This window comes from Candidatus Methylomirabilota bacterium (genome assembly GCA_036001065.1).
In the GTDB taxonomy this organism is placed as follows: domain Bacteria; phylum Methylomirabilota; class Methylomirabilia; order Rokubacteriales; family CSP1-6; genus MNEF01.
The window spans coordinates 1-3,188 of record DASYUQ010000178.1 but is presented as its reverse complement, the minus strand read 5'-3'; the positions used below and the strand labels follow the sequence as shown (position 1 = coordinate 3,188).

1 protein-coding gene is annotated in these 3,188 nt (G+C 69.7%); it reads left to right on the top strand.

The features are described from left to right. On the top strand, window positions 1-3,155 hold a 3,155-nt coding region (locus VGV13_17500; protein ID HEV8642887.1), incomplete at its 5' end, for an indolepyruvate ferredoxin oxidoreductase family protein. Window positions 3,156-3,188 lie beyond the last annotated feature (33 nt).

Genomic DNA, 3,188 nt, shown 5'->3' with positions numbered 1-3,188 from the left:
ACGACGGCGTGCTCGGCATGTGGTACGGCAAGGGGCCGGGCGTCGACCGCACCGGCGACATCTTCAAGCACGCCAACTTCGCGGGCGTCGGCAAGCACGGCGGCGTGCTCGCGCTCGGCGGCGACGATCCGCTCTCGAAGTCCTCGACGTTGCCCACCCACTCGGAGGTCGCCTTCTACGACGCCCTCTTTCCGGTGCTCTTCCCGGGCAACGTCCAGGAGATCCTCGATCTCGGCCGTCTCGGCTTCGAGCTGTCGCGCTACTCGGGGCTCTGGGTCGGCTTCAAGATCGTGACCAACGTCGCCGACGAGGTCGGAACGGCCGGGGTCGCGCCGGATCGGGTCGCCGTCAAGGACCCCGGCTTCCTGTTCGAGGGGCGGCCCTGGCAGGCCCAGCAGCAGCCGATGCTGATGCCGCCCTTCGGGCTGGAGACGGAGCGGCTCATCCACTACGGGCGGCTGGAGGCGGCCCGGGCCTTCGCCGCCGCCAACGGAATCAACCGCATCGCCGTCTCCACGCCGGAGGCCTGGCTGGGCATCGTGGCGGCGGGCAAGACCTATTACGACCTCCGCGAAGCGCTCGGCGAGCTAGGGCTCGACGAGGCGGCGCTCCGGCGGTACGGGATTCGGATCCTCAAGCTGGGGATGCTCTTCCCGATGGAGCCCGGGATCGTGCGCGAGTTCGCCCGTGGCCTGGAGGAGCTGCTGGTCATCGAGGAGAAGCGGGCGTTCACGGAGCTGTTCATCCGGGACGTCCTCTACAACCAGAGCGAGCGGCCACGCGTCGTCGGCAAGCACGACGAGCAGGGCGGGATCCTCGTCCCCGCCAACGGCGAGCTGGACGCCGACCGGATCGCCCAACTGGTGGCCTCCCGCCTCGAGCGGAGGCTGCACCTCGACTCGATCACCGCGCGTGTCGCGCTGCTCGAAGCGCTCCGGGAGCGCCCCGCCCCGCTCACGCTCGTCCGCCAGCCGTACTTCTGCTCGGGCTGCCCGCACAATCGCTCGACGGTGGTGCCCGAGGGCTCCATCGCCGCCGCCGGCATCGGCTGCCACGGCATGGCCCTCTACATGGACCGCAACACGTACGGCCTCACCCACATGGGGGGCGAGGGCGCCCAGTGGGTGGGCATGGCCCCCTTCACCGAGACGCCCCACATCTTCCAGAATCTGGGCGACGGCACCTTCTTCCACTCGGGCTCGCTGGCGATCCGCCAGGCGGTGGCCGCGGGCACGAACGTCACCTACAAGATCCTTTACAACTCCGCGGTGGCCATGACCGGCGGCCAGGACGCCGCCGGCGCGATACCCGTGCCCGAGCTGACGCGCGCGCTGGAAGCGGAGGGCGTCAAGCGCATCGTCGTGATGACCGACGAACCCGACCAGTACCCCAAGGGAACCCGGTGGGCCAGGGGCGTGGAGGTCTGGCACCGCGACCGCCTCGAGGAGGCCCAGCGCATCCTCCGCGACGTCCCCGGCGTCACCGTCCTGATCTACGACCAGCGCTGCGCGGCGGAGAAGCGCCGGCTGCGCAAGCGGGGCCGGCTGCCGGATCCGGCGATGCGCGTGTACATCAACGAAGCCGTCTGCGAGGGGTGCGGCGACTGCGGGGTTCAGTCGAACTGCCTGTCGGTGCATCCCGTGGAGACCGAGTTCGGCCGGAAGACGCAGATCCACCAGTCGTCCTGCAACAAGGACTACTCCTGCCTCCGCGGCGACTGCCCGTCCTTCCTGACCGTGATCCCGCGGGGGGCGCCCAAGAAGAAGGAGCGGCGCCTCTTCACGGTCGATCGCGCGCTGCCCGAGCCGGCGCTCAAGGTGTCGCGGCAGTGCTCGATCTTCATGACCGGCATCGGGGGGACCGGCGTGGTCACGGTCAACCAGATCCTGGGCACCGCGGCGCTCCTCGACGGCCACCACGTGCGCGGCCTGGACCAGACGGGACTCAGCCAGAAGGGCGGGCCCGTCGTCTCCCACCTCAAGATCTCCGAGCGGGCGGAGGAGGTCTCCAACAAGGTCGCCGCCGGCGAGGCCGACTGCTTCCTCGGCTTCGACGTCCTGGTGGCCACGTCGCCTCAGAGCCTCGACCACGCCCGGCCCGACAAGACGATCGCCGTGGTCTCGACCAGCAAGGTGCCGACGGGGGCGATGGTCACGTCCACGGAGGTGCAGTTCCCGGAGACCAACGGGCTCATCACCTCGATCAACCGGGTGACCCGCAAGGACGAGAACGTGTACCTCGACGCCATCGGCCTGGCCGAAACGCTCTTCGACGACCACATGGCCGCCAACATGATCGTGCTGGGCGCTGCCTATCAGGCGGGCGCGCTGCCGGTGAGCGCCGAGGCGATCGAGGAAGCGATCGCGCTGAACGGCGTGTCGGTCCCGATGAACACGCAGGCCTTCCGGGCGGGCCGCCTCCTCGTCGTCGATCCCCTCTGGCCCTCGACTCTCAAGAAGCCCCGCCTGGGCGCCGTCGAGGCCGCGCCGGCGCTGGGCGCCCCGGCCCGCGCGCTGGTGGACTCGGTCGGCGCGGCGGGGGAGCTACGACGGCTGCTGGAGATCCGCGTCTCCGATCTGATCGACTACCAGAGCCTCGACTACGCGCGAGAATACGTCGGGTTCGTCACGCGCGTCGCCGCCGCTGAGCGCGCGGTGGTGCCCGGTGAGACCCGCCTCAGCGAGGGGGTGGCGCGCCATCTCTTCAAGCTCATGGCCTACAAGGACGAGTACGAGGTGGCGCGCCTTCACCTCAAATCCGATCTGGCCGCCCGGCTCGCCAGCGAGTACCGGGAGGGCGTGAAGATCCGCTACCACCTCCATCCGCCGATCCTGCGCGCGCTGGGCTGGCGGAAGAAGCTCACGCTGGGCACGTGGTTCGATGCCGTGTTCCGTCTGTTGCTGGCGATGCGCGGCCTTCGGGGAACGCCGTTCGATCCCTTCGGCTACGCCGAAGTACGCCGGGTCGAGCGCCAGCTGATCGCGGAGTACCGGGCGCTCGTCGACAAGGCGCTGGCCAACCTGTCCGAGGCCGCCTACGAGCGCGCCGTCAAGCTCGCCAATCTCCCCGACCTGATCCGCGGCTACGAGGCGATCAAGCTGCGCAACGTGACGCGCTTCCGCGACGAGGCGCGGGCGCTGGGGTTCGAGCCATGAAAGACCTGGACAAACAGCTGAAGGCCCTGCAAC